21 protein-coding genes are annotated in these 25,305 nt (G+C 62.9%); 13 read left to right on the forward strand and 8 right to left on the reverse strand.

Annotated features, from left to right (window positions below; all coding sequences use genetic code 11):
* Positions 1-128: 128 nt before the first annotated feature.
* Together B0E50_RS13285 and B0E50_RS13290 are read right to left on the reverse strand one after the other, a co-directional pair.
* Positions 129-1,166 carry a PHB depolymerase family esterase gene (locus B0E50_RS13285; protein ID WP_077441778.1) on the reverse strand — a complete coding sequence of 346 codons (1,038 nt, stop codon included), beginning with the start codon at positions 1,164-1,166 and terminating at the stop codon, positions 129-131.
* Between the two features lie 90 nt (positions 1,167-1,256).
* Complete coding sequence (locus B0E50_RS13290; protein WP_077442006.1) at positions 1,257-3,488, reverse strand: TonB-dependent receptor; 2,232 nt, start codon at positions 3,486-3,488, stop codon at positions 1,257-1,259.
* Positions 3,489-3,691: 203 nt separating this feature from the next.
* On the opposite strand from B0E50_RS13290, the gene B0E50_RS13295 reads away from it, so the two are divergent.
* Together B0E50_RS13295 and typA are read left to right on the forward strand one after the other, a co-directional pair.
* Entirely contained in the window at positions 3,692-5,089 is a 1,398-nt protein-coding gene (locus B0E50_RS13295; RefSeq protein WP_077441780.1) for a GntP family permease, read from the forward strand.
* A gap of 154 nt (positions 5,090-5,243) precedes the next feature.
* Positions 5,244-7,070, forward strand: coding sequence for a translational GTPase TypA (gene typA, locus B0E50_RS13300; protein WP_077441781.1), 1,827 nt, complete (start codon positions 5,244-5,246; stop codon positions 7,068-7,070).
* A 57-nt stretch (positions 7,071-7,127) separates the two neighbouring features.
* Here typA and B0E50_RS13305 read toward each other — a convergent pair whose 3' ends face one another.
* The gene (locus B0E50_RS13305) at positions 7,128-8,078 is read right to left on the reverse strand and encodes a LysR family transcriptional regulator (RefSeq protein WP_077441782.1); all 951 of its coding nucleotides are present in this window, start codon (positions 8,076-8,078) and stop codon (positions 7,128-7,130) included.
* 243 nt (positions 8,079-8,321) lie between these two features.
* Between B0E50_RS13305 and acnA the strand changes: the two genes are divergently transcribed.
* The gene (gene acnA, locus B0E50_RS13310; protein ID WP_077441783.1) at positions 8,322-11,072 is read left to right on the forward strand and encodes an aconitate hydratase AcnA; all 2,751 of its coding nucleotides are present in this window, start codon (positions 8,322-8,324) and stop codon (positions 11,070-11,072) included.
* A 75-nt stretch (positions 11,073-11,147) separates the two neighbouring features.
* Here acnA and B0E50_RS13315 read toward each other — a convergent pair whose 3' ends face one another.
* Positions 11,148-11,687 (reverse strand): hypothetical protein, encoded by a 540-nt coding sequence (locus B0E50_RS13315; protein WP_254427286.1) that lies wholly within the window; start codon positions 11,685-11,687, stop codon positions 11,148-11,150.
* Between the two features lie 51 nt (positions 11,688-11,738).
* Between B0E50_RS13315 and B0E50_RS13320 the strand changes: the two genes are divergently transcribed.
* Positions 11,739-13,418, forward strand: a complete 1,680-nt coding sequence (locus B0E50_RS13320) for an AMP-binding protein (RefSeq protein ID WP_077441784.1) — start codon at positions 11,739-11,741, stop codon at positions 13,416-13,418.
* Positions 13,419-13,488: 70 nt separating this feature from the next.
* On the opposite strand, the gene B0E50_RS13325 is transcribed toward B0E50_RS13320, so the two are convergent.
* Positions 13,489-13,857, reverse strand: a complete 369-nt coding sequence (locus B0E50_RS13325) for a PilZ domain-containing protein (RefSeq protein ID WP_077441785.1) — start codon at positions 13,855-13,857, stop codon at positions 13,489-13,491.
* A gap of 928 nt (positions 13,858-14,785) precedes the next feature.
* Between B0E50_RS13325 and B0E50_RS13330 the strand changes: the two genes are divergently transcribed.
* From B0E50_RS13330 to arsC, 4 genes are read left to right on the forward strand one after another with little or no spacing between them, the layout of a single operon-like run.
* Positions 14,786-15,718 (forward strand): ScpA family protein, encoded by a 933-nt coding sequence (locus tag B0E50_RS13330; protein ID WP_077442008.1) that lies wholly within the window; start codon positions 14,786-14,788, stop codon positions 15,716-15,718.
* A gap of 35 nt (positions 15,719-15,753) precedes the next feature.
* Entirely contained in the window at positions 15,754-16,626 is an 873-nt protein-coding gene (gene scpB / locus B0E50_RS13335; protein ID WP_077441786.1) for an SMC-Scp complex subunit ScpB, read from the forward strand.
* Positions 16,623-18,227, forward strand: a complete 1,605-nt coding sequence (locus tag B0E50_RS13340) for a pseudouridine synthase (protein WP_077441787.1) — start codon at positions 16,623-16,625, stop codon at positions 18,225-18,227. The genes scpB and B0E50_RS13340 overlap by 4 nt, the downstream gene beginning before the upstream one ends.
* A 37-nt stretch (positions 18,228-18,264) precedes the next feature.
* Entirely contained in the window at positions 18,265-18,609 is a 345-nt protein-coding gene (arsC, locus tag B0E50_RS13345) for an arsenate reductase (glutaredoxin) (protein ID WP_077441788.1), read from the forward strand.
* 72 nt (positions 18,610-18,681) lie between these two features.
* On the opposite strand, the gene B0E50_RS13350 is transcribed toward arsC, so the two are convergent.
* The 3 genes from B0E50_RS13350 to B0E50_RS13360 all read right to left on the reverse strand — a co-directional run bounded on the left by B0E50_RS13350 (position 18,682) and on the right by B0E50_RS13360 (position 21,691).
* Positions 18,682-19,482 (reverse strand): amidohydrolase, encoded by an 801-nt coding sequence (locus tag B0E50_RS13350; RefSeq protein WP_168170879.1) that lies wholly within the window; start codon positions 19,480-19,482, stop codon positions 18,682-18,684.
* A gap of 2 nt (positions 19,483-19,484) precedes the next feature.
* Entirely contained in the window at positions 19,485-20,627 is a 1,143-nt protein-coding gene (locus tag B0E50_RS13355; protein WP_077441790.1) for a pyridoxal phosphate-dependent aminotransferase, read from the reverse strand.
* 89 nt (positions 20,628-20,716) lie between these two features.
* Positions 20,717-21,691, reverse strand: coding sequence for a LysR substrate-binding domain-containing protein (locus B0E50_RS13360; RefSeq protein WP_077441791.1), 975 nt, complete (start codon positions 21,689-21,691; stop codon positions 20,717-20,719).
* 112 nt (positions 21,692-21,803) lie between these two features.
* Here B0E50_RS13360 and B0E50_RS13365 point away from each other — a divergent pair, with 112 nt between their 5' ends.
* The 5 genes from B0E50_RS13365 (at position 21,804) to B0E50_RS13385 (ending at position 25,283) form a co-directional block, all read left to right on the forward strand.
* Positions 21,804-22,394 (forward strand): FMN-dependent NADH-azoreductase, encoded by a 591-nt coding sequence (locus B0E50_RS13365; RefSeq protein ID WP_077441792.1) that lies wholly within the window; start codon positions 21,804-21,806, stop codon positions 22,392-22,394.
* A 350-nt stretch (positions 22,395-22,744) separates the two neighbouring features.
* Positions 22,745-23,086 (forward strand): hypothetical protein, encoded by a 342-nt coding sequence (locus B0E50_RS13370; RefSeq protein WP_077441793.1) that lies wholly within the window; start codon positions 22,745-22,747, stop codon positions 23,084-23,086.
* A gap of 3 nt (positions 23,087-23,089) precedes the next feature.
* Positions 23,090-23,464: a GntR family transcriptional regulator gene (locus B0E50_RS13375; RefSeq protein ID WP_077441794.1), complete on the forward strand. Its 375-nt coding sequence runs from the start codon at positions 23,090-23,092 to the stop codon at positions 23,462-23,464.
* Positions 23,461-24,318 (forward strand): ABC transporter ATP-binding protein, encoded by an 858-nt coding sequence (locus tag B0E50_RS13380; RefSeq protein WP_077441795.1) that lies wholly within the window; start codon positions 23,461-23,463, stop codon positions 24,316-24,318. The genes B0E50_RS13375 and B0E50_RS13380 overlap by 4 nt, the downstream gene beginning before the upstream one ends.
* Complete coding sequence (locus tag B0E50_RS13385) at positions 24,315-25,283, forward strand: hypothetical protein (RefSeq protein WP_077441796.1); 969 nt, start codon at positions 24,315-24,317, stop codon at positions 25,281-25,283. Before B0E50_RS13380 ends, B0E50_RS13385 begins: the two co-directional genes overlap by 4 nt.
* Positions 25,284-25,305: the final 22 nt, after the last annotated feature.

Consider the following 25,305-nt stretch of genomic DNA (forward strand, 5'->3'; position numbering starts at 1 on the left):
GCTTTTCTGTAGGAGCGACTTCAGTCGCGATGCTCTTCGCAAAATCAGAGTGGCGAGCCAAAGCGTCGCGACTGAAGTCGCTCCTACATGGTTTTGAGCGCAGGGTTGATGAGGCCAGCTCGCCGCCATCAATGCATCGCCGGCAATCCCAGTGCGTGTACCGCGTTCACCAGCCAGCGCAGCTGCACGCCATGGCGGCTGTCGTAATCGGCTCCGGAATATCCCCACCAGTCCCAGCATGCTTGCGGATTCAAGGGCGCGAAACTTGCGCGGGTCTGAGGATATAGCACGGCCACCTCATAGACATCGGCCCAGCGGTTGAAGCCGGCATCTTTCACGAACGCCTCGCCCACCGCGTCGGCGTTCTGCTTGCAACCGTGAAACGCGACTACCAGGCCGCACGGCTTGCCGGCTAGGCAAGCGGGCGGCAGATAGACATACCCGGTCTTGGCCAACAGCGCATCGACGCCGTCCGGGCGCAGTGCATCCTGGTCGAACGTGCGCAGCTCGCCAAGCGCCTGTGCAGCCGCATGCGCAGGCTTGCCGAACATCCGCGCGAAGATCTCGCCGGCCGCATCGAAGCCGCAGCGCCCCAGATACGGCGACACCGACTTGTCGCAGTCCTCGCCGATGGCGGCCACGGGCAGGTTGTGCGCGAACGCGCGCTGGCCATCGTCGTATACCTGCATGTCACTCAGGCCTGGCGTGCTGTCACGCAGCTGCTCGTAGAAGTGCGCCCCGGCCTCGGCCACCACCGGTGCCACCAGCGCATCGGCGCTGCCGTGCAACAGGTAGACATGGGCATGGGCGAGATCCTTCAAGGGTCCTGTCTCGCCGGCAGCCGCACGCTTCGTGGCGTTTGCCACCAATGCCCCGACATCCGGTGCAGGCACGCCTTTCATGCAGCTGCCAAGGGCAACGTCCAGCTTGCCACCAGCGCAACCGTATGGGCCACCAGCTACCAGCGCCGCATTCGGGAACAGCTCCGGATAGGCGAGCTGTGCCTGGGTTGCCATGTAAGCGCCAGACGAAAGTCCGACCACCGCGACCCGCGACGGATCAAGTTTCAGTTTCGGCAAGGTACCTGCCGGTTGGGCCGCGCAGGTACTCCCACTGCCGAGCAACAGCGACAAACCGCACAAGCGGATCCAGACTTTGAATGACATGGATGATCTCCGTGATTCGACAACTGCAACCGGTTCATGCGTAACCTATGGTGGCTGCGCATGAACCGGTTGTCATCCGAACATCTCGGCTCAGAACGTATAGCGTGCGGTCAGCGTCACCATCCGCGGCGCACCGTAGAAGCCGGTGACGATGCCAAGAGCAGCGATGTTGTAGCCGGTGGTGCGATACGACTTGTTGGCGAGGTTGGAGCCTTGCAGGCTCAGGGTCCATGGTTGGTTGATCTGCCAGATCAGGCCGGCATTCCACAACCCGTAGGCCGGCTGTTCGATCAGCGGCGACAGGGTCGTCTCCGGGAAGACGCTGGTCTGATAGGTGTAGTTGACGCGGCCGGTGATGCTGCCGCCATTGGACAATGGGAAGCTGCGCTCGAGGTTCAGCGCACCGGACCACCTCGGTGCATTGGTGAAGCTCTGCGTGTCGGCGATGTTCACGCCACTGCTCATGAACTGCGTGTACTTGGTATGCAGGTAGGCGAAGTTGCCGCTGAAGGTCCAGTTCTCCGCCGGCTTCCAGGCAAACTCTTCCTCCAGTCCGTCGATATGGCCCTTGCCGGCGTTGGTGAAATCGCCGAAGAATCCCTGACTGCCGTTCGGCAGCGTGTACGAAGTGAACACCGACAGCTGGATGTTGGAATAGATGTTGTGGAACAGCGCCGTGTTCATCATCAGGCTGTCGTCGAAGAAGGTCATCTTGCTGCCCAGTTCGAACGACTGCACCTTCTCGTCCTGGATCGGGCGACACGACTCGGGAATCGCCGAGCAGTTCGCGCGGATGTTGTAGCCGCCGGAGTGGAAGCCTTCGCTGTAGCTGGCGTAGAGCTTGACCTGGTCGGTCGCGGAGTAGTCCAGCGACACCTTCGGCGAAACGTTGTGCGTCGTGTGCGCACCGGTGAAGTTGGCCAGTGTCGAGGTCGGATCGGTGAAGCTGGCGTTCGCGTAGCCATAGTTCTGGATCAGCGCGGTCTTCTTCTCGTCGGTCAGGCGCACGCCGACATCCAGGCTCCAGACCGGGCTGATGTCCCAGGTGAAGTCGCCGTAACCGGCGTAGCTCTTGGTGCCGATGGTGCCGCCGGTGCTGCCGTACTGCGAGTAGCCCAGTGTGCTGTAAGGCGGCGAGCCGAGGAAGATGTTGCGGATCTGCCCGCTCGCGGTGCCGTTGAAGTAGTACAGGCCGAACACGCCGTGCACGGAACCGCCGGAATCGTAATTGGCCTGGAATTCCTGGGTGAACTGGTGATCCTTGTAGACGGCCGCGACATCCGCGATCTGTTCCGGCAAGGTGTCGAAGTCGATGTTGGTACCGGTCGACGAACCGCGCACGGCGGTGATCGATTTCAGTGACCAGTCCTGGCTGGCGATCCAGTTCATGGTGAGCGCGGCGCCATAGAGCTTAGTGTGGTTGACCTGTGCCATGCCGCTGCGCGTGTCGTAGTCACTCGACAGGGGCGCATAGCCCGGGTCGAACGAATTGGCGATGAGCATCTTGGCGCCGCGCGGATTGGAGTTGTCGCGCACGCCATCCACCGTCAACTGCGCGTTGAAGGTGTTCGACGGGAAGAAACCCAGCGTTGCGCGTGCGGCATTGGTGTTCTTGTTGCCGTTGCGGCTGCCGCTGAGCAGGTCGGTGCCGAAGCCGTCGTTGTGTTCGCTGGCATAGGCAATGCGTCCGCGCCACACGCCGTCGGCGCTGGCGCCGCCGACGCTGGCCTTGACGTCCTTTTCGCCGTGGGTGCCGATCGTCGTCTCCACTGCGCCCTCGGTCTTGGTCGGCAGCGGTGCCGACACGTACTTGATCGCGCCGCCAATGGTGTTCTTGCCGTACAGGCTGCCCTGCGGACCACGCAGCACCTCGATGCGACTGACATCGAACACATCGAGCATGGTGCCCTGCGGGCGCGCCATGTACACGTCGTCGAGATAGACGCCTACCGCCGGGTCAAAGCCCCAGGTCGGATCGGCCTGGCCGACACCGCGGATATAGGCGGTCAGCGTGGTGTTGGAGCCACGCGCGGCGTAGATCTGCAGCGAGGGCACCTTGCCCTGCAGGTCGGCGAGGTTCTGCACGTTCTGATTGAACAACGACTCCGCAGTGAAGGCGCTTACCGCGATCGGCACGTCCTGCAGGGTTTCCTCGCGCTTGCGTGCGGTCACCGTGACCTCCCCGAGCTGCTTGGCATTGGCCGGCTTGGCCTGGTCAACCGGAGCAGTGCTGGTGCTGCTTTGCTGCGCATGCAGCGGCGCACCAAACAGCAGGCCAGTCGTCGCCAGACCAATCGCCAGACTCAGATACGTGCGCTTCATGACTTCCCCTTTCGACTTGGCGCATCCATCGCTGAAGGATGCGGGCAGTGACGCAGCCATCGACGATGGATGCTGATGCGATGAAAGAGTAGGCAGCCGGCACCGGCACGACACTTGTACCTTCGTACAGTGCCCGCGCGGCTGGCACGCGCCGATACTCGGCCCTCGTCGATTCCGACGTTGTCTCCCGAGGATCCGCAAGGATGGCTTTCCTGATCGTGCTGGCTGCGCTGTGTTTCCTGATGTTCGCGGCGTATCGCGGCTACAGCGTGATCCTGTTTGCACCTATCGCTGCGCTTGGGGCAGTGCTGCTGACCGAGCCGTCACTGGTCGCACCGATGTTCACCGGCCTGTTCATGGACAAGATGGTCGGCTTCCTCAAGCTGTACTTTCCAGTGTTCATGCTCGGCGCGGTGTTCGGCAAGCTGATCGAGCTGTCCGGTTTCTCGAAGGCGATCGTCGCCGCGACCATCGGCCTGGTCGGGCGTAGCCGCGCGATCCTGTCGATCGTGCTGGTGTGCGCATTGCTGACCTACGGCGGCGTGTCGCTGTTCGTGGTGGTGTTCGCGGTGTATCCATTTGCGGCCGAGCTGTTCCGTGCCAGCAACATCCCGAAGCGGCTGATCCCCGGCACCATCGCGCTGGGTGCGTTCACCTTCACCATGGATTCGCTGCCGGGTACGCCGCAGATCCAGAACATCATCCCCACCGCGTTCTTCGGCACCAACGCATGGGCGGCACCGTGGCTGGGCACGATCGGTGCGGCATTCATCCTGATCGTGGGACTGGCCTATCTCGAATCGCGCCGGCGCAAGGCTGCCGCCGCGGGCGAAGGTTATGGTGACAACCTGCTCAACGAACCAGCGCCATTCGATTACGGCAAGCTCGCCCATCCACTGATCGCGCTGTTGCCGCTGGTGCTGGTCGGTATCTGCAACAAGCTGCTCACCGACCTGATCCCCCGTGTCTACGGCGAAACACAGTCGTTCCTGCCCAGCGTGGTCGGCGAGGCCAAACCGGTGGTTCAGGAAGTATCCAAAATCGCCGCGATCTGGGCGGTGGAAGGTGCCCTGCTGGTCGGCATCCTCTGCGTGCTGGCGTTTGCCTGGCGACCCGTGACGCGCCAGTTTGCCGACGGCAGCAAGGCGGCGGTCGGGGGAGCGCTGCTGGCCTCGATGAATACGGCCTCCGAATACGGTTTCGGCGCCGTGATCGCTGCCCTGCCGGGTTTCAAAGTGGTCGCCGATGCGCTGCACACGATCCCGAACCCGCTGCTGAACGAAGCGGTCACCGTGACTGCGCTGGCCGGCATCACCGGCTCGGCCTCCGGCGGCATGGGCATCGCGCTGGCGGCGATGGCCGACACCTTCATCGCCAACGCACATGCGGCCGGCATTCCGCTGGCGGTGATGCACCGAGTTGCCGCGATGGCCTCCGGCGGCATGGACACCCTGCCGCACAACGGCGCCGTGATCACCCTGCTGGCGGTGACCGGGCTGACCCACCGGCAGTCCTACAAGGACATCTTCGCGGTCACCGTGATCAAGACGCTGGCGGTGCTGGTGGTGATCGCCGCGTACTACCTTACCGGCGTGGTGTGATCAGGCGGCAAGATATTGGGATAGGCCGGGCAACGGCAGCTGGATGAACGGATAATCGAAATTGCGGGCAAGTTGTCACATAAGTCCGTATAATTGGTCGATTAACCCTTCACGAATCCTGCGTGACGGCCTTCGCGCCGCCCGAGTCGATCCCATGTCTATCGAAAAACTGCGCAATATCGCCATCGTCGCCCACGTCGATCACGGCAAGACCACTCTCGTCGATTGCCTGCTGAAGCAGTCCGGCACGCTCAGTGAGCGCACCGTGCTGGCCGAACGCGTGATGGACTCGAACGACCAGGAAAAGGAACGCGGCATCACCATCCTGGCCAAGAACACGGCCATCACCTGGCAGGGCAACCGCATCAACATCGTCGACACGCCGGGACATGCGGACTTCGGTGGCGAGGTGGAGCGCGTGCTGTCGATGGTCGACACCGTGCTGATCCTGGTCGACGCGATGGACGGCCCGATGCCGCAGACGCGCTTCGTGACGCAGAAGGCGTTCGCGATGGGCTTCAGGCCGATCGTCGTCATCAACAAGGTCGACCGTCCGGGCTCCCGTCCGCAGTGGGTGGTTGACCAGGTGTGGGATCTGTTCGATCGCCTCGGCGCCACCTCCGAGCAGATGGACTTCCCGATCGTCTACGCTTCGGCGCTGAACGGTTACGCCAGCCTCGACGACAGTGTCCGCGAAGGCGACATGACCCCGCTGTACCAGGCCATCATGGAACACACGCCCAAGCCGGATGTGGATCCGGACGGCCCGTTCCAGATGCGCATCAGCCAGCTCGACTACAACAACTTCGTCGGCATCATCGGCATTGGCCGCATCCAGCGCGGCACGCTGAAGAAGAACATGCCGGTCGCCGTGATCAACCGCGAAGGCAAGAAGCGCCAGGGCAAGGTGCTGCAGGTGCTCGGCTTCATGGGCCTCGAGCGCATCGAGCAGGACAGCGCCGAAGCCGGTGACATCGTCGCCATTTCGGGTATTGCGGACCTGACCATCTCCGACACGATCTGCGCTCTGGACACCCCGGAAGCGCTGCCCGCCCTGACCGTGGACGAGCCGACGATCAGCATGACCTTCCAGGTCAACAACTCGCCGTTCGCCGGCAACAAGGATCTCTCCGGCGGCAAGTTCCTCACCAGCCGCCAGCTGAAGGATCGTCTGGACCGCGAGCAGGTGCACAACGTGGCGCTGAAGGTCGAGCAGGGTTCGGACGCCGACAAGTTCCTCGTCTCGGGTCGTGGCGAACTGCACCTGTCGGTGCTGATCGAGAACATGCGCCGCGAAGGCTACGAGCTTGCCGTATCGCGTCCGGAAGTGATCATCAAGGAAATCGACGGCCAGAAGATGGAGCCGTTCGAGCAGCTGGTGGTCGACGTGGAAGAAATCCACCAGGGCCCGGTGATGGAGCGGCTCGGCATCCGCAAGGGCCAGCTGAAGAACATGGAGCCGGACGGCAAGGGTCGCGTGCGCCTCGAGTACATGATCCCGGCGCGTGGCCTGATCGGCTTCCAGAACCAGTTCAAGACCCTGACCCAGGGTTCGGGCCTGCTGTTCCACGTGTTCGACCACTACGGCCCGAAGGAAGATGGCCAGATCGCCAAGCGCCTCAATGGCGTGATGATCGCGAATGCTGGTGGCACCACCCCGGCCTACTCGCTCGGGCCGCTGCAGGATCGTGGCAAGCTGTTCGCCGCCGAAGGCGACTCGGTGTACGAGGGCCAGCTGGTCGGCATCCACGCGAAGGACAATGACCTCACGGTCAACGTGATCAAGCCCAAGCCGCTGACCAACATGCGCGCCTCGGGCAAGGACGATGCGATCCAGTTGACCCCGGCGATCAAGTTCTCGCTGGAACAGGCACTGGACTTCATCGACGACGACGAGCTGGTCGAGATCACCCCGAAGGAGATCCGCCTGCGCAAGCGTCACCTCACCGAGAACGATCGCAAGCGCGCTTCGCGCGGTTGATTCGTCGCCTCACCGATGGAACAGAAGGCCGCCGCAAGGCGGCCTTCTGCTGTGTGGTCATGGCATAGCGGCTTTTGTCTTCACACCCATTACGCGCAGACCCGGCCGCTGCCGTGCCAGCTTGCGCAACAGCTCGGCGAACGCCTGCAGATCGTCGCGCCATGGCGAGGCGTCACGCCAGTACAGCGCGATCTCGCGACCAGGCGCCTGCCCCTTCAGCGTGGCCAGTACGATGTTCGGCATCGAGGCCAGCCGCTCGTGTGCCAGCGCAGGCACCAGCGCGTAGCCACCACGCAGACTGACCAGCGCAGCGAGACTTTCCAGGCTGACATCCTGGACATGGCCATGCTCGCTGCCGTCGCCGTCGAGGCCATCGGCGTGGCTTTCAGCCATCAAGGTCGCCTCGGCCGGATCGAGCTGATCCAGCGCGATATGGTTCTGACCCGCCAAGGGATGATCTGCACGCAGCATCAGTTCCCACGGTTCGGCAAACAACGGTCGCATGGCGATGCCGCTGACCGCTGGCGTCGGCGGCGCCAGCACCGCATCGAGCTCGCCCTCGTGCAGGCGACGCAGCAGCCCACGCGGCTTGCCTTCGGACAGGCTCAACCGAGCCCCCGGAAAATGCTGCGGGAACGGCGCGATCAGGTGTGGCAGCAGATAGGGACCCAGCGAGGCCGGCACCCCGAGTCGCAACTCACCACCGAAGGCGACCGCACCGGCACGGGCGACCTGTTGCAGGTGTTCGCCTGCTGCAAGGACGGCATCGATCTGCTGCAGCAAACGCTGGCCGCCGGCAGTCGGCACGATGCGGCGGCCACCGCGTTCGAACAGCGGTGCCCCAAGCGCCTGCTCCACCTTCTGCACCTGGTGCGACAGCCCGGACGGACTGATGTGCATGGCCCGCGCCGCGCTGTTGAAACTGCCATGGCGATACACCGCCTGTACCAGCGCGAGATCGCGCAGCGAGACGGCGGCAAGAGCCATCGAAATCATCGAATGCTGCATGTCATCAAATACGTTTGTGCATAACGGACCCCGCGCCCATGCTATGCGGCGAACCAGCACCGCAACCGTGCTGCCAGTGGCGCAGTCTACCTGCCACCACAAGGCTCGCGCATGAAGCCAGAGCCGGCTCACCGGTTAGCGACTGCTCCGTGTTTGCGCGATAATTGCGGTCTTTGCCGGTCCGGCAAACCCGCACCCGTTGCCTCCCCATCCCAGCCGCAGGATTTAGCCAGGAGTTCTCCCATGAAAGATTCATTCTCGGTACGCGACACGCTCGAAGCCAACGGCAAGCGCTACAGCTACGCCAGCCTGGCCAAGCTGGGCCAGCGCTTCGACCTGAAGCGCCTGCCCTATTCGATGAAGATCCTGCTGGAAAACCTGCTGCGGCACGAGGACGGCGTCAACGTCACCACCAAGGAAATCGAGGCGGTAGCGAACTGGAACGCCAAGGCCGAGCCGGATACCGAGATCTCCTTCATGCCCGCCCGCGTGGTACTGCAGGACTTCACCGGCGTGCCGTGCGTGGTCGACCTGGCCGCGATGCGTGATGCGGTAGTGAAGCTGGGTGGCGACGCCAACCAGATCAACCCGCTGGCGCCGGCCGAACTGGTCATCGACCATTCGGTGCAGGTCGATGCCTACGGCTCGGCCAGTGCGCTGGAGCAGAACGTCGAGATCGAGTTCCACCGCAACCAGGAGCGCTACTCCTTCCTGCGCTGGGGCCAGAAGGCGTTCAACAACTTCAAGGTGGTGCCGCCACGCACCGGCATCGTGCACCAGGTGAACCTGGAGCACCTCGCCCGCGTGGTGTTCACCAATGACGCGAACGGCGAGAACTGGGCCTATCCGGACACCGTGTTCGGCACCGACTCGCACACCACCATGATCAACGGCATCGGCGTGCTGGGCTGGGGCGTGGGCGGCATCGAGGCCGAAGCCGCGATGCTCGGCCAGCCCTCCTCGATGCTGATTCCGCAAGTGGTCGGCTTCAGGCTGACCGGCAAGCTGCCGGAAGGCGTCACCGCCACCGACCTGGTGCTCACCGTCACCCAGATGCTGCGCAAGCTTGGCGTGGTCGGCAAGTTCGTCGAGTTCTTCGGCGATGGCCTGGCCCACCTGCCGCTGGCCGATCGCGCCACGATCGCCAACATGGCGCCGGAATATGGCGCAACCTGCGGCATCTTCCCGATCGACCAGGAAGCACTCAACTACATGCACCTGTCCGGCCGTGACGCCGCGCAGATCGCGCTGGTCGAGGCCTATGCCAAGGCGCAGGGCCTGTGGCACGACGCCAACACCCCGCATGCCGAGTTCACCACCACGCTGGAGCTGAACCTGGCCGATGTCAGGCCGTCACTGGCCGGTCCCAAGCGCCCGCAGGATCGCGTGCTGCTGGAAGGCGTGCAGAAGAGCTTCCACGATGCCGTGGGTCCGCTTACCGCCAACCGCCAACCGCGTACCCAGGCCACTGCCGACTTCATCAGCGAAGGTGGCTCGTCCGCCGTCGGTAATCCCGCCAACGCCATCACCAATGGCGGTGTGCGCGTGGAGAAGGACGGCCAGAGCTTCAAGGTCGGTGACGGCTCGGTGGTCATCGCCGCGATCACCTCGTGCACCAACACCTCCAACCCGGCGGTGATGCTAGCGGCCGGTCTGCTGGCGAAGAAGGCCGCGGCCAAGGGCCTCAAGGCGCAGCCGTGGGTGAAGACCTCGATCGGCCCGGGTTCGCTGGTGGTCAGCGACTACCTCGAAAAGACCGGCCTGCTGAAGGAGCTGGAGAAGATCGGCTTCTACATCGTCGGCTACGGCTGCACCACCTGTATCGGCAACTCCGGCCCGCTGCCGGTCGAGATCAGCAAGGGTATCGCCGAGGGTGACCTCGCCGTGGCCTCGGTGCTCTCCGGCAACCGCAATTTCGAAGGCCGCGTGCATCCGGAAGTGAAGATGAACTACCTGGCCTCGCCGCCACTGGTGGTCGCCTACGCGCTGGCCGGTACGCTGGATATCGACCTGACCAAGGATGCGCTGGGCACGGGTAGCGATGGCCAGCCGGTGTACCTGAAGGACATCTGGCCGTCTAACAAGGAAATCTCCGACACCATCGCCGGCGCGATCAACCCGGCCATGTTCGAGAAGAACTACGCCGACGTGTTCAAGGGCGACAGCCGCTGGAACCAGATCGCCTCGCCGGATGGCGCGCTGTTCAAGTGGGACGACTCCACCTACATCAAGAACCCGCCGTACTTTGACGGCATGAGCAAGGAAGCCGGCACGATCGAGGACATCCACGGTGCCAGCGTGCTCGGCCTGTTCGGCGACTCGATCACCACCGACCACATCTCGCCGGCCGGCTCGATCAAGAAGGACAGCCCGGCGGGCCGCTTCCTGATCAGCAAGGGTGTCGAGCCGAAGGACTTCAACTCCTACGGCTCGCGCCGCGGCAATGATGACGTGATGGTGCGCGGCACGTTCGCCAACATCCGCATCAAGAACCTGATGCTTGATGGCGTGGAAGGCGGCTACACCCTGCATGTGCCGAGTGGTGAACAGCTGGCAATCTATGACGCGGCGATGAAGTACAAGGCGAGCAAGACCCCGCTGGTGGTGTTCGCCGGCAAGGAATACGGCACGGGTTCGTCGCGTGACTGGGCGGCCAAGGGCACCTTGCTGCTGGGCGTGAAGGCGGTGATTGCCGAGAGCTTCGAGCGCATCCATCGCTCCAACCTGGTCGGCATGGGCGTGCTGCCGTGCACCTTCAAGGACGGCCAGAACGCGCAGTCGCTGGGCCTGACTGGCAAGGAAACCTTCGACATCACCGGTCTGGACGACGGCAACTCGAAGGAAGCCACCGTCACCGCCAACGCTGCCGATGGCAGCAAGAAGCAGTTCAGCGTGAACGTGATGCTGCTGACCCCGAAGGAACGCGAGTTCTTCCGTCACGGCGGCATCCTGCAGTACGTGCTGCGCCAGCTGGCCGGCAAGAAAGCCGCCTGAGCCTTGTCGGCATGAGCTGGTGACAAATATGAAGCCGCTCCGGATCCGGGGCGGCTTTTTTTATGGGCCAGCCAACTACATCGAATGTTTCCAGCTCGCCGTATAACAACGCCACTTGCCATCGCTCTTGCGCCACGCCGATTCGACTTGGTACAGGCCCATCTGGTCGGGCAGCAGATGGCTGCCGCTGGTGAGAGTGACCGTGAACGTGGCCACCATCCGCTCGCCGCGATGCTCGATCGTGACCGGTCCCATCGTCACACCGACATGCTCGCCACGCAGGGCAATCAACCTGACCATATTGACCAAGGCATTGCGACCCAGCTCACCGGCGTTGCCATCGAAATCGTCACTGAGCGCTGCACCCACATCGCTCGCTGCATTCGTTTCGGCGGCATGGGCGGTCGAGGCAATCGCCTCGCGCACCTGCACTTCATCCGGCGCATGTCGGCAGCCCGGCAACACCGCCGCGCACAGCGCGAGAACGATCCACAGGCAGGTGGCTTTTCTCAGTCGGATCATGGACGGAATCTCGATGCAGTGCGGCTTGCCGCTGTACGCAGGCGTATGCTCCAATGAACAACGCGGCTGGCGCATGATGGATGTCGTGGTCATCCTAAAACCATCATCGACCTGCAGTCATCGACAACACAGGGAACACCGAGCATGAGCAACGAACGTCCGTGGCTGGATCACTATCCGACAGGCGTGCCCAGCCAGATTGACGTCAACACCTATGCATCGGTACCTGCCGTCTTCGAGGAAGCGTTCGGACACTTTCGTGAAAAGCCGGCCTTTGCGAATTTCGGCCACAAGCTGACCTATGGGCAGATCGACGAGATGAGCCGTCAGTTCGCCGGCTACCTCACCGGTGAACTCAAGCTCGGCAAGGGCGATCGCATCGCGATCATGATGCCGAACGTGCTGCAGTATCCGATCGCCCTGTTCGGTGCACTGCGTGCCGGGTTGATCGTGGTCAACACCAATCCGATGTACACCGCGCGCGAACTCAAGCACCAGCTGGAAGATGCCGGTGCCAAGGCCATTGTGGTGCTGGACAACTTTGCTGCCACCTTGCAGCAGGTTGTCGCGGAAACCCCTGTGCAGCATGTCATCACCACCGGCATCGGCGATCTGCTGGGTCCGAAGGGCGTGCTGATCAATTTTGCGCTCAAGCACGTCAAGAAGATGGTGCCTGCGTTCGATTTGCCGCAGGCCGTACGTTTCCGTGATGCACTGACGCGTGGCGCAGCGCATCCGCTGCAACCGGTGACCCTGGGTCACGACGACATCGCCTTCCTGCAGTACACCGGTGGCACCACTGGTGTGGCCAAGGGCGCAATGCTGACCCACGGCAACATGATTGCCAACATGCTGCAGGCCGGTGCCTGGGTCGGCACGAACGCCAAGCCTGGCGAAGAAGTGATCATCACCGCGCTGCCGCTGTACCACATCTTTTCACTGTGCGCGAACGGACTGGTGTTCACTCGCCTGGGTGGCCTGAACTGGCTGATCACCAATCCGCGCGACATGCCCGGCTTCGTCAAGGAGCTGAAACAGTCCGGCTTCACCGCGCTGACCGGCGTCAATACGCTGTTCAACGGCCTGCTCAATACGCCCGGATTCGCCGAGCTGGATTTCTCGAAGTTGCATCTGACCCTGGGCGGTGGCATGGCCGTGCAGCGCGCAGTAGCCGACCGCTGGAAGAAGGTTACCGGCTGCACCTTGGCGGAGGCTTACGGACTGACCGAGACCTCGCCGGCAGTGTGCATCAATCCGCTGGATATCAAGGAATACAACGCCTCGATCGGCCTGCCGGTACCGTCGACCGACGTGGCGATCTGGTCGGAGGAAGGGCAACCTCTGCCGACCGGTGAGGTGGGCGAACTGATGGTGCGCGGCCCGCAGGTGATGAAGGGTTACTGGCAGCGACCGGACGAGACCAGCAAGGTGCTCGGCGACGATGGCTGGCTGCATACCGGCGACATCGCGAAGATGGACGAGAACGGCTACTTCTACATCGTCGACCGCAAGAAGGACATGATCCTCGTGTCCGGTTTCAACGTGTACCCGAACGAGGTCGAGGACGCCGTGATGCAGCATCCTGGCGTACTGGAAGTCGCGGCCGTGGGCGTCCCGGACGAGCATTCCGGCGAAGTGGTGAAACTGTTCGTGGTGCGCAAGGATCCGAACCTCACCGAGGAAGCGCTCAGGCAGTTCTGCCGCGAGAACCTCACCGGGTACAAGCGGCCCAAGTTCATCGAGTTCCGCGACTCACTGCCGAAGAGCAATGTGGGCAAGATCCTCCGTCGCGAACTGCGCGACGAGAAGAAAGCCGTCGCCTGAAGCCAGCCGGCTTCAAATCGAAAACGCCCGCGTCATGCGGGCGTTTTGCTGTGGGGTCGCGGCATTTCGCTCAACTGTCTTTCCAGTATTCCAGGATATCGGCGTATCCGCCCAGCAGGTTCCACAGCGGCACCTGCTTGTCCTCCGGGATGCGGCTGTAGGAAAAACCGATGTGATGCTCGGAAATGCGCGCAACCGCCGCTTCCAGGTGAATGTGCAGGTTGTGCCCGAAGATCATGTCGAGCACCCAGCTCTGCCCCGTTTCACCGGACCAGCCAAGTGGACGCCGCAGCAACGCTCCGGTGGCCGAGATATCGACCAGTTCGGTCGGATGCGACTCGCCATTGCGGCTCATCAACACCGTCGTGGCAATCTGCATGCGTGCCGGGCGCAACTGTTCCGGCGCGCTGCCACCTTGTCCATTTTTGTCGGTCGTCATGGTCATTCCAATACTGCCTATGTGCCTGCGCCTGCTACCGGTGGTGAAGCTGCGTTTCACACATTCCGAAACTGTCGCGCCGCGTTGCCTGGCGATTCCCGGGCTCCAAAATCCTGCATGACCGTGCCCGTCACCGGTATGCAAGCAACTTGTATGCCATACATCGAACCGATGCGCTGGCGCAGTCTTTTCACTCATGACCCCGCATGCACACACAAGCCGTTGCACACGTTATCCGCAACGCCGCACTGTGCATGCATGCAGATCGGTCGCGTGAATCCTGTAACTGTGCAACGGACCGACGCATTAGGTCACTTGCCGCCCCACATCGACGACATGCGCGGACCGAACGACACATCAAGCTCCCGTCGATCGACCGCGTATTGTGCCTCCCATGCGCCACAACATGAAGTCCGGACCCATGCAGAACCGACTGCACGTCACTCATGCCTCGCACCGGATAGCAACCCACAGCACCAGCCATTGCTGGACTTGTCGCCGGGTAGTCGCTAATCTCTACTGCGCGTGGCTCCATGGAAAGTGCTTGCCGGTCGCTGCCGGCAGCCGATGGGGTTCAACCCGACAGCTCTCAAACCGACCGATGAACAGTCAGTGGCGTACGTTACTCGCCATCTGTGACTTGCGCCTTCACCGCGGCTGACAACCCGGGATCGGCGCATGTTGAACGCTGGCGGCTTGATCGAACCACCATGGTGTGGCTTCATCAAGCACGTTGCGACGATCACATCCGAAGTGCCTCGGCGGAAGTTGTGAAAGACCGCAGTACCCCTAGCCGCACCTTGGGAACGCCGCCTCACCGCCGCATTCCGGATACGGAATCTCCATGGGTCATGCCAGCGCATGGAATGGTTCCGAACCTGTTGAAACGCACTGCCAGCCGCTGAAGGCGGCCCAACGACATGTATTGATGAGCACTGAGCCAGTCGAGCCCGAGAGCCTGGTCACCGCACCGCAGGGTGCGTTTGCATCGGTACCGCAGCAGCAGGAAATGCCGCTGGCCATCGTGCGCGGCCAGCCGATGCTGCAGATGCCGCAAGACCTGTACATCCCGCCAGACGCGCTCGAGGTGATCCTGGAGTCGTTCGAGGGGCCGCTCGACTTGCTGTTGTACCTGATCCGCCGGCAGAACCTGGACATCCTGGATATCCCGGTCGCCGAGATCACCCGGCAGTACATGACCTACATCGAGCTGATGCGCGATGTGATGCGACTGGAACTGGCTGCCGAATACCTGCTGATGGCCGCGATCCTGGCCGAGATCAAGTCGCGGCTGCTGCTGCCGCGACCACCGGCCGAGGAAGGTCTGGAAGACGATCCGCGCGCCGAACTGGTACGGCGTCTGCAGGAGTACGAGCGCTTCAAGCGGGCGGCGGAGGATATCGAAGCGCTGCCGCGGCTGGAGCGCGACACCGCGGTGGTGCATGCCGAGGTGGGCGAACGCAACGTGATCAAGTTGCCGCCGCCACTGGATCTGACCGAGTTGCTGCTGGCCCTGAAGGACGTGATGCACCGGGCCGAGCTGTTCGGCCACCATGCGATCAAGCGCGAAGCACTCAGTGTGCGCCAGCGCATGGGCGAACTGCTGAGCCGGCTCGATGACAACAGCTTCCACCGTTTCGAGAGCCTGTTCGATCCCGGCGAAGGCCGCCTCGGCGTGGTGGTGACCTTCCTGGCGATGCTGGAGCTGGCCAAGGAAATGCTGGTGGAAATCGTCCAGGAGGAGCCGCTGGCACCGATCTATGTGAAGGCCAAGGCGCACCATGCCGAGGTGTTTGCCGACACGGCAGCGGACGACGAACAACCGGGCGAGTCGGCACTGATCGAATCGTCCAACGAATGAACCACACCTACTGAATCGGCATCCGACCCAAGGCCATGCAGATCGAGCAACTCAAACCCATCATCGAGGCCGCCCTGCTGGCCTCCAGCCAGCCGATGACGGTTCATCAGCTGGGCGACCTGTTCAACGAGGCCGACGAAGTCAGTCATGCACAGATAGCCAAGGCGCTCGAAGCACTGGCCGATGACTGCAACGGCCGCGGCATCGAACTGAAGGAAGTGGCCTCCGGTTTCCGCTACCAGGTGCGTCAGGAGGTCCATCCGTGGATCTCGCGGATGTGGACCGAAAAACCCAGCCGTTATTCGCGTGCGCTGCTCGAAACCCTGTCATTGATCGCCTACCGCCAGCCGATCACCCGCCCCGAGATCGAACAGATCCGCGGCGTGGTGGTGTCCTCCAACATCATCAAGACCCTGGAGGAGCGCGAGTGGATACGCGTGGTCGGCTACCGCGACGTGCCCGGCAAGCCGGCACTGTTCGGCACCACCCGCATGTTCCTCGACTACTTCAACCTGAAATCGCTGGACCAGCTGCCCCCGCTGTCGGAAATCCGCGACATGGAAGATCCGCAGCTGCGCTTCGAGCAGGAGCCCCTGCCCGCCCGCATCGTGCGCGACCTGCCGATCGATCCGGATGGGGAAGCCGTGGATGAGGTTGAACCTGCAGCAGACGACGCTGAATCACACGACCAGCCACATGCACCGGCAGACGCCACCGATGCCGATCATCTTCAATTGACCAAGGCCGACGCCTCCGCGAACGCCACTTCACCCGAACCCGACGAACACGACTCCGAACCGAGCCTGTCCGCCGAGACCCCGACTACCACTGCCGACGAGGCAGCGACCCCCGCCGCGGACGTCGAAACCGACACCGCCGAGCAAGATACCGAGGAGTACCGCGCATGACTGCGCCACAGAAATCCGTTCTATCCCTGAAGCGCGAGCCGCGCACTGACGACACAGCTGCCCAGATCGAGGAGCGCCTGCACAAGGTGCTCGCCAATGCCGGCCTCGGCTCGCGCCGCATGCTCGAGCAGCGCATCCAGTCCGGTGAAGTCGAGTTGAACGGCAGTCCGGCCGGCATCGGCGCCAGCGTGCATGCCGGCGACCGCGTGGTGCTGGACGGCAAGCAGTTCGTCGTCGCCACCGACAACCGCGACGACACCGAGGTGCTGATCTATCACAAGCCCGAGGGCGTGCTGACCACCCGCGACGATCCCGATGGGCGCCCCACCGTGTTCGAGCAGCTGCCGCGCCTGAAAGGTGCACGCTGGGTCGCCGTGGGCCGCCTCGACATCAACACCACTGGCCTGCTGCTGCTGACTACCGACGGCGAGCTGGCCAACGCGCTGATGCATCCGAAGAGCGGGCTCGAGCGCGAATACCTGTGCCGTGTGCATGGCGAGGTGCCCGACGAGATCATCGAAAGGCTCAAGGCCGGCGTGGAACTGGACGACGGTCCTGCCCGCTTCGACGAGATCGCGGTGATCAGCCGCGGCGGCAGCCACAGCTGGTTCCGCGTGGTGATCCGTGAAGGCCGCAACCGCGAAGTACGCCGACTGTGGGATTCGCAAGGCTTCCTGGTCAGCCGCCTGAAGCGCATTCGCTACGGCAAGATCGAGTTGCCGCGCAATCTGCGCCGTGGAGAGTGCGAGGCGCTCGACACGGAAGCCGTCAAGCAGCTGCGCCAGACCACCGGCCTCGGTGCGCCGCAGCCAGTGCTGACGCTGAGCCCGGTGCTGCACCAGCGCCGCGCCAATCGCAACGTCACCGAATACCGTCCCGAGCGAGGCGCCAGCAGCGCCTGGACTGGCGGTCAGGACGAGGCGCGCGAATTGCGCGCGTACGACCGCATCCGTGAAGAACCCGTGCGCGGCCGCAAGCCACCACGCCGCGACGGCAAGGAAGTCAACGGCAACCTCGCCCGCCCAGAACGTGGTGCCGGCGGTGGCAACCGCGGCGGCAAGGGCCGACGCGTGGCGCCAGGCCAGGAACTGCCGTCGGTACGCACCTGGTTTGCTGGCGAAAGCCGTGAGGGCGGGGCTCGCCCCGGTGGTGCGCCGCGTGGCAATACCCCAGGTGGCCCCACCGGCAATCGCCGCCCAGCCGGTGGCAAGCCGTTTGGTGCTCGCGCCGGTGGCGAAGGCCGCGGTGCAGGCAGTCCCTACAGTGGCTTCGGTGGCGAGTCGCGTGGCACCAGCGGCAACCGCGCACATGCCGGTCGCCCGCAGGGCCAGGGCAATCACGCTCATGGCAACCAGGCGCACGGCAATTCGTCCTACGGCAACCAGGCCCACGGCAATGCACGCCCGCAGGGCCAGGGCGGTGCGCGTCCGCAAGGCAGCGGTCGTCCGCAAGGGCAAGGTGGTAATCGCCCACAAGGTCAGGGCCGACCACAGGGCCAGGGTGGCAATCGCCCGCAAGGTGGTGGCCGTCCACAGGGACACGGTGGCGCGCCTGGTGGCCGTCCACAAGGGCGCGGTGGCAATCGTTCGGGCAACCGCTAAACCCTGGCTCAGTCCGGCCACACGAAGCAGCTGACCGATGGTACGCATCTATCACAATAGCCGCTGCTCCAAGTCGCGCGCCACACTGGCGTTGCTGGAACAGCATGTCGGCGCGTGCGAGGTGATCCACTACCTCGACACACCGCCCAGTGCCACCGAACTGGCCGTGCTGCTGGAGCAGCTCGGCATGAGCGCACGCGAACTGTTGCGCAGCGGCGAAGCGGAGTACCAGTCCCTCGGACTGGATGACCCCGCGCTCGACGATGCCGCACTGATTGCCGCAATGGTGGCACACCCGGAACTGATCGAACGGCCAATCGTGGTAGCCAATGGCAACGCAGTCATCGGACGCCCACCGGAAGCGGTGCTGGCGATACTCTGATTCACCGCGAATCGACAACAAAAGGCCGCCCTTGAGGCGGCCTTTTGTTGTCGTACCAAGACGACGGACAGATCAGCCCGGATCGAGTGAAAACACGTCGGCATCCATCCATGCGGGAAACCGTTCGCGATGAGCAAGTAGCGGCGCCGGATCGAGCGTGATCGTCACTACCTGCTCCTGCACACCCAGTTCGAGCAACGGCTCGCCGACCGGATCGATCACCGCACTGTCGCCGGCATAAGGCAGCTCGTTGCCATCCACACCGACCCGGTTCACGCCGATCACGTAGCTGAGGTTCTCGATCGCGCGAGCGCGCAACAGCGTGCGCCATGGGCCACGACGCGGTGCCGGCCAGTTGGCGACAAATAGCGCGAGGTCGTAGTCCATGCCTCCGTTTGCGGATGCCAGCCGGCGGTTGCGCAACCAGACCGGGAAGCGCAGGTCGTAACAGACTTGCGGCAGGATGCGCCACCCTTTCAACTCCACGATCAGCCGCTCGTTGCCGCCGCCGTAGCGGGTGTGCTCACCGGCCATGCGGAACAGATGGCGCTTGTCGTATTGCGCGAAGCTGCCATCGGGCCGCATCCATAGCAAACGGTTGTAGACCGTGCCGTTATCGCGAATCGCCAGACTGCCGCAGATCACTGAACCCACTTCGATCGCCAACGCACGCAGCCAAGCGACGCCTTCGCCATCCATCGTTCCGGCACTGGCCTGGGTGTCGTTGCTGAAACCGGACAGGAAGGTCTCCGGCAGCACGATCAGGTCGCCGCCTTTCACCTGTCGCACCAGCGTGCCGTAGTAATCGCGATTGGCCGGTGCGTCATGCCAGCGGGTGGCGCCCTGCACCAGCGAAACCTTCAGGGGTTGCATGCTCATAGCCGGCACAGCCGCTCCGCTGCCGCTTCCATAGTCGCATCGCTCTTGGCGAAACACAGCCGCAGCAGGCGCGTGCCCGGCGCGGTTTCGTAGAACGGCGTCAGCGGAATCGCTGCCACGCCACCCTGCCCCACCAGCCAGCGGCTGAAGGGGAGATCGCCCTCATCGCGGATCGCCGAGTAGTCGACCAACTGGAAATAACCGCCTGGCACATCGAGCAGCTTGAACCGCGACGGCGCCAGCAGCGTACGAAAACGGTCGCGCTTGACCTGATAGAACGCGGGCAAGTCCAGATAATGCTCGGGACTGCTGGCCATGAATTCGGCAAACGCCACCTGCGCCGGATGAAAGGTGCAGAACGTGAGGTACTGATGCACCTTGCGGAACTCAGCCGACAGTGCGGCTGGCGCCACCGCATAACCGACCTTCCAACCGGTGCAGTGATAGGTCTTGCCGAACGAGGAGACCACGATGCTGCGTTCGGCCAGTTCCGGATGACGCAGCACGCTCTCATGCTGTGCGCCGTCATACACGATGTGTTCGTATACCTCGTCGGACAGCACCACGATGGAGGTATTGCGCACGATCGCCGCCAGTTCTTCCAGATCCGTTGCCGACAGCACCGCACCCGACGGATTGTGCGGGGTGTTGATCAGGATCATCCGTGTCTTCGGCGTGATCGCGTCACGCACGCGTTGCCAGTCGATCGCAAATGTCGGCACGGTCAACGGGATATGCATCGCACGCGCCCCTTGCAGCTCGATCGCCGGTTCGTAGCAGTCGTAGGCCGGGTCGAACACGATCACTTCCTCGCCTGCACGCACCAACGCGGCGATCGCCGCAAAGATGGCCTCGGTGGCTCCGGAGGTAACCGTGATGTCGCTGTCGACGTCGAGTTTGCGACCGTACAAGCGTTCGGTCTTCAACGCGATCTGCTCGCGCAGGGTTGCCGTGCCGTGCATCGGCGCGTACTGGTTGCGCCCTTCGTTCATCGCGCGGCTCAACGCATCGCGCAGCGCCTGCGGCGGCTCGAAGTCGGGAAAACCCTGGCCAAGGTTGACCGCCTTGTGCTCCAGCGCGAGCTGGCTCATCACGCTGAAGATGGTGGTTCCGACTTTCGGGAGCTTGGTGTCTGTCATCACTTGGCCGTATGGATGTCCATAAAGTAGGAAGCGTAACGCATGAGAGGTATCGCGCACATCATGCTGCTTGGATCAAACCGCATCGATCATGGCTTGGACAAATCGTCCAGCGGGCGTCCCTTGCACTGCTCGTGCTTCAGCAGGGTCGTGGCCGGCAATCGCTCGGCCAGGAAATCGACCAGCGCACGCACGCCAGGCAACATGCCGCGCCGGCTGGGGTAGACGAAGTGCATGATGCCCTCGGGCACGCTCCAGTCCGGCAGCACCACTTCGAGTTCACCGCGGGTGATCGCGGGCGCGCAGACAAATTCCGGCAGCAGCGCCACACCCAGACCGCGGCGGGCGGATTCAAGCAGTACCGCGAAATCGCCGGTGATCAGGCGTGCCTGCACTTCCACATTGACCTGTTCGCCGTTCGCGCCAATCAGTTCCCATACCTGTGCGCCCTCGTGCTCTCGCATCGACAGTGCCGGCAAATTCGCCAGTTCATCGGGAGTGGTCGGACGCCCCTGTGCGCTCAGCAGCCTTGGGCTGGCCACCAGCTTGGTGCGCGACTGGCCAAAGCTGCGCATCACCAGGTTCGCATCGCTGTCCAGCTTGCTGCGTACCCGGATCGCAAGGTCATAGCCTTCGCCGATCACATCGACGCGACGGTCACTTGAAAGTACGCGCACCTGCATCTTCGGGTATTGCGCCAGGAAATCCGGCAGCAGGTAGGCCAGCACCGTTTGCGCCAGCGAGACCGGGCAACTCAGGCGCACCACGCCGCGTGGCTCGGCACGCAATTCGTCCACCGCGTCCTGTGCGGCCTGCGCCTCTTCCAGCACGGCGCGGCAATGCGCGTAGAAGCGCTCACCGACCTCGGTCACCATGAAGCGCCGCGTGGTCCGCTGCAGCAGGCGCACGCCCAGCCTCTCCTCCAACTGGGCCACGCGCTTGCTCAAGCGTGATTTCGGTACACCCAGAGCACGACCGGCTGCGGAAAAGCCCCCATGCTCGACTACCGCGGCAAAGAAATACAGATCGTTGAGATCCTGCAGCGCTCCGCTCAATACCGTCATGATCGTTTCCTTAAACGGACTATAAGTCCGATATCTGCCATCTTATCGCCGTATTGTTCCAAATATACCCTGATCACATCGCCGCTTCGTCGGCAGTATCAGGAACCTCATCATGAAACTGTTGCATATCGATTCCAGCGCGTTGGGTACCCATTCCGTGTCGCGCCAGCTCACCGCCGACATCGTAGCCGAGCTGAAGCGCAAGGCTGCCGGCATCGAAACTCATTACCACGATCTGACCGCTGAACCACTGCCGCATTGGGCGCCGGTGGTCGACGCCAGCGACCCTGCCGTGGCGCTGGGCAACCAGATGCTGGAAGACTTTCTCGCTGCCGACATCGTGGTGATCGGTGCGCCGATGTACAACTTCGGCATTCCCAGCCAGCTCAAGGCATGGATTGACCGCATCGCGGTCGCCGGCAAGACCTTCCGCTATGGCGCCAACGGTCCTGAGGGGCTGGCTGGTGGCAAGCAGGTGATCGTCGCCTCCAGCCGTGGTGGCATGTATAGCAGCGGCCCGGGCGCCGTGATGGATTTCCAGGAGTCCTATCTGCGTACCGTGTTCGGCTTCATCGGCATCACCGAGGTGAGCTTCGTGCGCGCCGAAGGGCTCAATATGGGCGATGACCCGAAAGCACAGGCATTGCAATCGGCGCAGGCCGCGATTGCTGCGCTGGTCGCACCGGTGGCCAAGGTCGCCTGAGTTCCAACGCTTCGAGCTGAGCGCGACGGCCCTGCGGGGCCGTTTGCGTTTGCGGTCAAGAATGACCTGGTAGCGCAGCCGGCCATGCGTTGACACAACGAAACCCTGCAGCCTTGGCGGCCTAGGGGTTGTCGGCAGCAGTCTTGATATACAACGTGCGTGATCGATCGCGTTGCCCCGCTCCACCCGAAAGGCCGGCCTCGTACTGGCCTTTGCATCGATGCGCCTCACTTTTCGGCCTATAGGCCATCAGTCATGTTGCGAAATCGCATTCTGGTTGTTGACAGCTCAAAACATGGTGTTATAGTTCACTACAACACCAGACAACGAGCTCACCAAGGAGGCCCGTCATGAAAGCGCAAAAACTGATCGCCAGCGTCGCCGCCGTCCTGTTCACCACCGCCACTCTCGGCGTCCTGAACTACAACGTCGCCAGCCAGCAGGCAGCGAGTACCGAAATCAATGGCATCAAGGTCATCAACCTGGCGCCGATCAATGTCCACCCCAGCGCCGAAGAACAGCGCGCCGCCGCGTTGCTGGCCGATGTCGGCGCTGCCGGCCTCGCCGTGATCCCGAGCATCGGCCGCCTGAGCGGCACCGGCAGCACGGAACAGTTCAGCCTGGTCAGGTCCCAGCTGGCCATGCCCTACTATTCGTTTGGCAACAAATTCGGCAGCACCAGCAAGGAATAAAACATGACCATCACCTGGAACGACAGCGTCCCGATCTATCGCCAACTGCACCAGCGTGTGGTGGCGATGATCCTGGACGGCGCCTTGAACGAGGGCGACCCGCTGCCGTCGGTACGCCAGGTGGCAGCGGATTTTCAGATCAATCCGCTGACCGTCTCGAAGGCGTACCAGGAACTGGTCGACGAACAACTGGTTGAAAAAAGGAGGGGTTTAGGCATGTTCGTCATCGAGGGCGCCCGCGAGGCGCTGCTGAAATCCGAACGCGAGCGGTTCCTGCGCGAAGAGTGGCCGACGCTGTTTGCCCGGCTGCAACGACTTGGGCTGGATCTAAAGACGCTGCTGCGCGAAGCCGGCACGGACAAGGAGGAGCAGTCATGAGCGCGGTGATCACAGCCAACGGCCTGAGCAAGCGGTACAAGAATGCGCTGGCACTGGACAACGCCAGCTTCCAGATTCCTGCCGGGCGCATCGTTGGCCTGATCGGCCCCAACGGTGCCGGCAAGACCACCGCGCTGAAGGCGATCCTCGGCCTCACCGATTTCACCGGCGAGCTCAACGTGCTCGGCTTCGACCCGCGCAAGCAACGTGACAGGCTGATGGGCGAGGTCTGCTTCATTGCTGACGTAGCGGTACTGCCACGCTGGATTCGTGTACGCGAAGCAGTCGATTTCGTCGCCAACGTGCACCCGCGTTTCGATCGCAAGAAGTGCGAGGCGTTCCTGGCCCGCACCAAGCTGCAGTCCGGCCAACGCGTGCGACAGATGTCCAAGGGCATGATCGTGCAGCTGCATCTGGCACTGGTCATGGCGATCGACGCCAAGCTGCTGATCCTGGACGAGCCGACGCTGGGCCTGGATATTCTCTACCGCAAGCAGTTCTATCAGAGCCTGCTGGAAGACTACTTCGACGAGAACAAGACGATCATCGTCACCACCCATCAGGTCGAGGAAGTCGAGCACATCCTCACCGACCTGATGTTCATCCGCGACGGCAGGATCGTGCTGGATGCCGATATGGATGCGATCGGCGAACGTTTCATTGAAGTGCTGGTGAACGCCGACAAGGCCGAGGCTGCGCGCCAGCTGAAACCACTCGATGAACGCCAGGTCTTCGGCAAGAGCATTTTTCTGTTTGACGGCGCGAACCGCGCAACGCTGGAACAACTTGGCGAAACCCGCCGGCCATCCATCAGCGACCTGTTCGTCGCCACCATGAAGGGAACCTACGCATGAAAACCTTCTATTGGCTCGTGAAGCGCGAGTTCTGGGAACACCGGGGTGGCTTCTTATGGGCTCCGGTCATTACCGGCGGTGTGTTTTTGCTGCTGAACATCATGGGCATCATCACCGCCGAGGTACTCGGTGCCAGCCACGGCATCAATTTCGGTGCCAGCGGTGGTCTGCACAGTGTCATGGCCGACATGGACTCCGGCGATATGAGCAAGGTCGGGTTCGCACTGGACATCGCGATGTACTCGGCGATGGGCTTGCTCGCCGTGGTGCTTGGCTTCGTGGTGTTCTTCTATTGCCTCGGTGCACTGTATGACGACCGTCGTGATCGCAGCATCCTGTTCTGGAAGTCGCTGCCGATCTCCGATACCAGTACCGTGCTGTCCAAGATCGTCAGCGCCACCGTGCTTGCTCCGGTTTTCGCCGTCATCGTGGGCATCGTCGTCGGCATACTGCAATTGCTGATACTGGCAGTAACGCTGTCGTTCCATGGCGTGAATGTGTGGCATTTGCTGCTCATGGCCCATCCCTTCCGCGTCATGTTCAACCTGATCGGCTATATCCCGCTGTACGTGTTTTGGGCGCTACCTTCGGTGGGTTGGCTGCTGCTCTGCTCGGCCTGGGCACGCAGCAAGCCGTTCCTCTGGGCAGTTGCGCTGCCGGTTGCCACCGGCCTGGTGATCAGCTGGTTTGGCCTGATGGGGCTGTTCGATCTGCCGACCACCTGGTTCTGGAAGAACGTCGTGCAGCGCGGCTTGTTCAGCACGTTTCCTGGCACCGGCAGCCTGTTCGGCACGAGCAGTGAATCCATCGGCCACGACGTCGCCGGCGACCCGAACCTGGACTTCATGAATCTGACCAACACCTACCATCTGCTGGCTTCGCCAAACCTGTGGGTCGGCGTGGTGATTGGATGCGGGTTGCTGGCAGGCGCCATCTGGTTCCGCCGCTGGCGCGACGACAGCTGACATCCGGCCGAACTCAAATGGG

Origin of the sequence: Rhodanobacter sp. C01, from assembly GCF_002001045.1 — a bacterium.
Taxonomy (GTDB): domain Bacteria; phylum Pseudomonadota; class Gammaproteobacteria; order Xanthomonadales; family Rhodanobacteraceae; genus Rhodanobacter.

What these genes read in the sequence shown, in the direction of transcription:
- B0E50_RS13285 (WP_077441778.1), bottom strand. Translation starts at nt 1,166, where the DNA reads ATGTCATTCAAAGTCTGGATCCGCTTGTGCGGTTTGTCGCTGTTGCTC.
- B0E50_RS13290 (WP_077442006.1), bottom strand. Translation starts at nt 3,488, where the DNA reads ATGAAGCGCACGTATCTGAGTCTGGCGATTGGTCTGGCGACGACTGGC.
- B0E50_RS13295 (WP_077441780.1), top strand. Translation starts at nt 3,692, where the DNA reads ATGGCTTTCCTGATCGTGCTGGCTGCGCTGTGTTTCCTGATGTTCGCG.
- typA (WP_077441781.1), top strand. Translation starts at nt 5,244, where the DNA reads ATGTCTATCGAAAAACTGCGCAATATCGCCATCGTCGCCCACGTCGAT.
- B0E50_RS13305 (WP_077441782.1), bottom strand. Translation starts at nt 8,078, where the DNA reads ATGCAGCATTCGATGATTTCGATGGCTCTTGCCGCCGTCTCGCTGCGC.
- acnA (WP_077441783.1), top strand. Translation starts at nt 8,322, where the DNA reads ATGAAAGATTCATTCTCGGTACGCGACACGCTCGAAGCCAACGGCAAG.
- B0E50_RS13315 (WP_254427286.1), bottom strand. Translation starts at nt 11,687, where the DNA reads ATGACCACGACATCCATCATGCGCCAGCCGCGTTGTTCATTGGAGCAT.
- B0E50_RS13320 (WP_077441784.1), top strand. Translation starts at nt 11,739, where the DNA reads ATGAGCAACGAACGTCCGTGGCTGGATCACTATCCGACAGGCGTGCCC.
- B0E50_RS13325 (WP_077441785.1), bottom strand. Translation starts at nt 13,857, where the DNA reads ATGACGACCGACAAAAATGGACAAGGTGGCAGCGCGCCGGAACAGTTG.
- B0E50_RS13330 (WP_077442008.1), top strand. Translation starts at nt 14,786, where the DNA reads ATGAGCACTGAGCCAGTCGAGCCCGAGAGCCTGGTCACCGCACCGCAG.
- scpB (WP_077441786.1), top strand. Translation starts at nt 15,754, where the DNA reads ATGCAGATCGAGCAACTCAAACCCATCATCGAGGCCGCCCTGCTGGCC.
- B0E50_RS13340 (WP_077441787.1), top strand. Translation starts at nt 16,623, where the DNA reads ATGACTGCGCCACAGAAATCCGTTCTATCCCTGAAGCGCGAGCCGCGC.
- arsC (WP_077441788.1), top strand. Translation starts at nt 18,265, where the DNA reads ATGGTACGCATCTATCACAATAGCCGCTGCTCCAAGTCGCGCGCCACA.
- B0E50_RS13350 (WP_168170879.1), bottom strand. Translation starts at nt 19,482, where the DNA reads ATGCAACCCCTGAAGGTTTCGCTGGTGCAGGGCGCCACCCGCTGGCAT.
- B0E50_RS13355 (WP_077441790.1), bottom strand. Translation starts at nt 20,627, where the DNA reads ATGACAGACACCAAGCTCCCGAAAGTCGGAACCACCATCTTCAGCGTG.
- B0E50_RS13360 (WP_077441791.1), bottom strand. Translation starts at nt 21,691, where the DNA reads ATGACGGTATTGAGCGGAGCGCTGCAGGATCTCAACGATCTGTATTTC.
- B0E50_RS13365 (WP_077441792.1), top strand. Translation starts at nt 21,804, where the DNA reads ATGAAACTGTTGCATATCGATTCCAGCGCGTTGGGTACCCATTCCGTG.
- B0E50_RS13370 (WP_077441793.1), top strand. Translation starts at nt 22,745, where the DNA reads ATGAAAGCGCAAAAACTGATCGCCAGCGTCGCCGCCGTCCTGTTCACC.
- B0E50_RS13375 (WP_077441794.1), top strand. Translation starts at nt 23,090, where the DNA reads ATGACCATCACCTGGAACGACAGCGTCCCGATCTATCGCCAACTGCAC.
- B0E50_RS13380 (WP_077441795.1), top strand. Translation starts at nt 23,461, where the DNA reads ATGAGCGCGGTGATCACAGCCAACGGCCTGAGCAAGCGGTACAAGAAT.
- B0E50_RS13385 (WP_077441796.1), top strand. Translation starts at nt 24,315, where the DNA reads ATGAAAACCTTCTATTGGCTCGTGAAGCGCGAGTTCTGGGAACACCGG.